The sequence below is a fragment of the Escherichia sp. TW14182 genome (genome assembly GCF_000208525.1).
Classification (GTDB): domain Bacteria; phylum Pseudomonadota; class Gammaproteobacteria; order Enterobacterales; family Enterobacteriaceae; genus Escherichia; species Escherichia ruysiae.
Map to the genome: position 1 here is coordinate 1 of NZ_AEJZ01000148.1, position 5,458 is coordinate 5,458.

Sequence of the window (5,458 nt, forward strand, 5' to 3'; positions counted from 1 at the left end):
GACTGATAAGCGTAGCGCATCAGGCAATTTGGCGTTTGTCATCGGTCTCCGTATCACACCTGGTGGTGCCTCTCTACACAAGGAATTTCTCCTCATGCAAACCTTACAGCAAGTTGAAAACTATACGGTGTTAAGTGAACGCGCCAGCGAATATTTATTGGACGTGATCCGTAGCAAACCAAATGCCGTGATTTGCCTGGCGACCGGAGCGACGCCATTACTGACGTATCATTATCTGGTAGAAAAAATCCACCAGCAGCACGTTGATGTCAGCCAACTGACCTTCGTGAAGCTCGACGAATGGGTGGATCTGCCATTAACCGTGCCCGGCACCTGCGAAACTTTCCTTCAGCAGCATATCGTGCAGCCGCTGGGGTTACGTGAAGACCAGCTCATCAGCTTTCGCTCCGAAGAGATAAACGAGACAGAGTGCGAGCGGGTAACGAATCTGATTGCGCGCAAAGGCGGTCTCGATTTGTGCGTTCTCGGACTAGGGAAAAACGGTCATCTTGGGCTGAACGAACCAGGAGAAAGCCTGCAACCGGCCTGCCATATCAGCCAACTTGACGCGAAAACCCAGCAACATGAGATGTTAAAAACCGCTGGTCGTCCCGTGACTCGCGGGATCACCTTAGGCTTGAAGGATATTCTCAATGCCCGCGAAGTTTTGTTACTAGTGACTGGCGAAGGAAAGCAGGATGCGACAGAACGTTTTCTCACGGCTAAAGTCTCCACCACGATCCCGGCTTCGTTTTTATGGCTGCATAACCACTTCACATGCGTAATTGATGAGATGTGTCGCCGTTAACTCACCAAGTACAGGCATCGCAGCTCTGTTCCTGCTGCAATGCCTGTAATCACTCCCCTTGCTGCTCCAGCGCATACTTATACAGCGCGTTTTTCTTCACGCCGTGAATTTCTGCTGCCAGCGCCGCCGCTTTTTTCAGCGGCAGTTCTGCCTGTAGCAGCGCCAGCGTGCGTAGTGCATCGGCGGGTAAGTCTTCTTCCTGTGCTTTATGGCCTTCGACAATCAGCACCATTTCGCCTTTGCGACGGTTTTCATCTTCTTTTACCCACGCCAACAGCTCGCCAACGGGCGCGCCGTGAATGGTTTCCCAGGTTTTGGTCAGTTCTCGCGCCAGCACCACGTAGCGGGACTCCCCCAGCACCGCGACGATATCTTCCAGGCTATCTAACAGACGGTGGGTCGATTCATAAAAAATCAGCGTGCGCGGTTCCGCTTCAATCGCTTTTAGCGCATCACGGCGACCTTTCGATTTGGCGGGCAGAAAGCCTTCATAACAAAAGCGATCGGATGGTAAACCAGCGGCGCTTAATGCAGTGATAGCAGCACACGGTCCCGGTAGCGGCACCACGCGAATCCCCGCTTCACGGCAGGTACGCACCAGATGGTAGCCAGGGTCGTTAATCAGCGGCGTTCCGGCATCAGAAACCAGCGCAATGTTTTGTCCCTCTTGCAGCTTCGCCAGCAGCGTTTCGGCTTTCTGTTGTTCGTTATGGTCGTGCAGGGCGAACAGTCGGGCGTTTATCCCAAAATGTTGCAGCAGCAAACCGGTATGACGCGTATCCTCGGCGGCAATCAGATCAACGGCCTGTAATACCTCCAGCGCACGCTGGGTGATATCCGCCAGATTGCCGATTGGCGTCGGTACAATGTAGAGCTGACCTTGAGAATTATCCGCCGATTGGTGTTGTTTCATTGTGTCGTCCGTATTGCCGATTTAATATTGAGAATTGCGTAAAAAAAATATCACTGGATACATTATGGTACCCTCAACATTTTCTCGTTTGAAAGCCGCGCGTTGTCTGCCTGTTGTTCTGGCAGCCCTGATTTTCGCCGGTTGTGGCACCCATACACCCGATCAGTCCACTGCCTATATGCAGGGCACGGCGCAGGCCGATTCTGCTTTTTATCTTCAGCAGATGCAGCAAAGCTCTGATGATACCAGGATCAACTGGCAATTACTCGCCATTCGTGCACTGGTGAAAGAAGGTAAAACCGGGCAGGCGGTTGAACTGTTTAACCAGCTGCCGCAAGAACTGAACGATATCCAGCGTCGCGAAAAATCTCTGCTGGCGGTAGAGATTAAGCTGACACAAAAAGATTTTGCTGGCGCGCAGACCTTGCTGGCTAAAATTACTCCGGCAGATTTAGAGCAGAACCAGCAGGCGCGTTACTGGCAGGCAAAAATCGATGCCAGTCAGGGACGTCCTTCCATTGATTTATTGCGCGCATTAATTGCTCAGGAACCGTTACTCGGTGCGCAAGAAAAACAGCAGAATATCGATGCCACCTGGCAGGCGCTCTCCGCCATGACCCAGCAGCAGGCGAATACGCTGGTGATCAACGCCGACGAAAACATCCTACAAGGCTGGCTGGATCTGCAACGCATCTGGTTTGATAACCGCAATGACCCCGACATGATGAAAGCCGGGATCGCCGACTGGCAGAAACGTTACCCGAACAATCCGGGCGCGAAAATGCTGCCAACGCAGTTGGTAAATGTAAAAGCGTTTAAACCTGCGTCAACCAACAAAATCGCCCTGCTGTTGCCGTTGAATGGTCAGGCCGCAGTGTTTGGCCGCACTATTCAGCAAGGCTTTGAAGCGGCGAAAAATATCGGCACTCAGCCAGTAGCGGCTCAGGTAGCAGCCGCGCCTGCCGCTAACGTAGCAGAACAACCCCAGCCGCAAACCGTAGACGGCGTTGCCAGCCCGGCACAAGCGTCTGTTAGCGATCTGACAGGTGAAGAAACCGCCGCACAGCCGGTGCCTGTAAGCGCCCCTCCGGCAAGCACCGCAGCGGTAAGCTCTCCGGCGAATCCATCCGCAGAACTGAAAATCTACGATACCTCATCACAACCACTTAGCCAGATCCTCAACCAGGTTCAGCAGGATGGCGCGAGTATTGTAGTCGGTCCACTGCTAAAAAATAACGTTGAGGAGTTGCTGAAGAGCAACACCCCGCTGAACGTGCTGGCACTCAATCAGCCGGAAAATATCGAAAACCGCGCCAATATCTGTTACTTCGCGCTATCGCCAGAAGATGAAGCGCGCGATGCAGCGCGTCATATTCGTGATCAGGGTAAACAAGCACCGCTGGTACTGATCCCACGCAGTTCATTGGGCGATCGCGTAGCCAATGCGTTTGCGCAAGAGTGGCAGAAACTCGGCGGCGGCACCGTTTTGCAACAAAAATTTGGTTCCACCAGCGAATTACACGCGGGTGTTAACGGCCGTTCAGGTATCGCTTTAACAGGTAGCCCGATTACACCCAGAGCGACAACCGACTCCGGCATGACGACCAACAATCCAACCCTGCAAACCACGCCGACCGGAGACCAGTTCATCGATAATGGCGGTCGTGTCGATGCGGTGTACATTGTGGCAACGCCAGCCGAAATCGCCTTCATCAAACCGATGATCGCCATGCGTAACGGCAGTCACAGCGGTGCAACGTTGTACGCCAGCTCCCGCAGCGCAGGAGGCTCTGCTGGCCCGGATTTCCGACTGGAGATGGAAGGCTTGCAGTACAGCGAAATCCCGATGCTGGCAGGCGGTAATCTGCCGTTAATGCAGCAGGCGCTCAGTGCGGTAAATAATGATTATTCGTTGGCGCGCATGTATGCGATGGGCGTCGATGCCTGGTCACTGGCGAATCATTTCTCGCAAATGCGCCAGGTTCAGGGTTTTGAAATCAACGGTAATACCGGAAGTCTGACGGCTAACCCGGATTGCGTGATTAACAGGAAGTTATCATGGCTACAGTACCAACAAGGTCAGGTAGTCCCCGCCAGTTAACCACTAAACAGACCGGCGATGCGTGGGAAGCACAAGCGCGTCGCTGGCTGGAAGGCAAAGGACTGCGCTTCGTCGCCGCTAACGTGAACGAGCGTGGCGGCGAGATTGATCTGATAATGCATGAAGGCCAGACCACCGTTTTTGTCGAGGTGCGTTACCGCCGTTCTGCACTTTATGGCGGCGCGGCAGCCAGTGTGACCCGCAGCAAACAACACAAATTATTACAGACTGCCCGCTTGTGGCTCGCGCGTCATAATGGGAGTTTTGATACTGTGGATTGCCGGTTCGATGTGGTAGCCTTCACCGGGAATGAGGTTGAGTGGATTAAGGACGCCTTTAATGACCACTCATAATTAAGGTTTAAGGATTAGCGTGCAAGAAAGAATCAAAGCTTGCTTCACTGAAAGCATTCAAACTCAAATTGCAGCGGCAGAGGCGCTTCCGGATGCCATCTCCCGTGCAGCCATGACGCTGGTTCAGTCTCTGCTCAATGGCAACAAAATCCTCTGTTGTGGTAATGGAACTTCCGCTGCCAATGCACAGCATTTTGCTGCCAGCATGATCAACCGTTTCGAAACGGAACGACCCAGCCTACCTGCCATTGCACTAAATACTGATAATGTTGTCTTAACGGCGATTGCCAACGATCGCTTACATGATGAAGTGTATGCAAAACAGGTGCGGGCGCTGGGACATGCGGGAGATGTGTTATTAGCCATTTCTACCCGTGGCAACAGCCGCGATATCGTAAAAGCAGTTGAAGCCGCCGTGACACGTGATATGACCATTGTGGCATTGACCGGCTATGACGGCGGCGAACTTGCCGGTTTGTTAGGGCCACAGGACGTGGAGATCCGCATTCCTTCGCATCGTAGTGCTCGCATTCAGGAAATGCATATGCTGACGGTAAATTGCCTGTGCGATCTGATCGATAACACGCTTTTCCCTCACCAGGATGATTAAGGAGAATACATGAAGGCATTATCGCCAATCGCAGTCCTTATTTCCGCGCTGCTGTTGCAAGGTTGTGTTGCCGCTGCCGTAGTAGGTACTGCCGCTGTGGGTACTAAAGCGGCGACCGACCCCCGCAGTGTCGGCACCCAGGTGGACGATGGTACTCTGGAAGTGCGCGTGAACAGCGCATTGTCAAAAGACGAACAGATTAAGAAAGAAGCACGCATTAATGTAACGGCCTATCAGGGCAAAGTGCTGCTGGTTGGGCAGTCTCCAAATGCTGAACTTTCGGCTCGCGCCAAACAGATTGCTATGGGCGTAGACGGTGCCAACGAAGTGTATAACGAGATTCGTCAGGGGCAGCCGATTGGTCTGGGCGAAGCGTCTAACGATACGTGGATCACCACCAAAGTGCGTTCGCAACTGTTAACCAGCGACCTGGTGAAATCGTCCAACGTGAAAGTGACCACCGAAAACGGTGAAGTGTTCCTGATGGGGCTGGTGACTGAACGTGAAGCGAAAGCGGCGGCAGATATTGCCAGCCGGGTAAGCGGCGTGAAGCGGGTGACCACGGCGTTTACGTTTATTAAATAACAATGTTTTGTAATGCCTGATGCGACACTTGCGGCGTCTTATCAGGCCTACAACAACACAAACCGTAGGTCGGATAAGGCGTTTACGC

General features: G+C 53.0%; 6 protein-coding genes. 5 read left to right on the plus strand and 1 reads right to left on the minus strand.

The features are described from left to right. Positions 1 to 94: 94 nt before the first annotated feature. Positions 95 to 808 (plus strand): galactosamine-6-phosphate isomerase, encoded by a 714-nt coding sequence (locus tag EQY_RS0113150; protein WP_001194195.1) that lies wholly within the window; start codon positions 95 to 97, stop codon positions 806 to 808. 49 nt (positions 809 to 857) lie between these two features. Here the strand turns inward: EQY_RS0113150 and rsmI are convergent, their stop codons facing one another. Next, a complete protein-coding gene (rsmI, locus tag EQY_RS0113155) occupies positions 858 to 1,721 on the minus strand; it encodes a 16S rRNA (cytidine(1402)-2'-O)-methyltransferase (protein ID WP_000809263.1) in 864 nt (287 codons plus the stop codon). A 64-nt stretch (positions 1,722 to 1,785) separates the two neighbouring features. Between rsmI and lpoA the strand changes: the two genes are divergently transcribed. The 4 genes from lpoA to dolP are packed head-to-tail and all read left to right on the plus strand — an operon-like array spanning position 1,786 to position 5,370. After that, entirely contained in the window at positions 1,786 to 3,822 is a 2,037-nt protein-coding gene (lpoA, locus tag EQY_RS0113160) for a penicillin-binding protein activator LpoA (protein ID WP_000249110.1), read from the plus strand. Then, entirely contained in the window at positions 3,780 to 4,175 is a 396-nt protein-coding gene (locus EQY_RS0113165; RefSeq protein WP_000246839.1) for a YraN family protein, read from the plus strand. Before lpoA ends, EQY_RS0113165 begins: the two co-directional genes overlap by 43 nt. Positions 4,176 to 4,194: 19 nt before the next feature. Beyond that, the gene (gene diaA / locus EQY_RS0113170) at positions 4,195 to 4,785 is read left to right on the plus strand and encodes a DnaA initiator-associating protein DiaA (RefSeq protein WP_001158034.1); all 591 of its coding nucleotides are present in this window, start codon (positions 4,195 to 4,197) and stop codon (positions 4,783 to 4,785) included. A 9-nt stretch (positions 4,786 to 4,794) separates the two neighbouring features. After that, entirely contained in the window at positions 4,795 to 5,370 is a 576-nt protein-coding gene (dolP, locus tag EQY_RS0113175; protein WP_000646033.1) for a division/outer membrane stress-associated lipid-binding lipoprotein, read from the plus strand. Positions 5,371 to 5,458 lie beyond the last annotated feature (88 nt).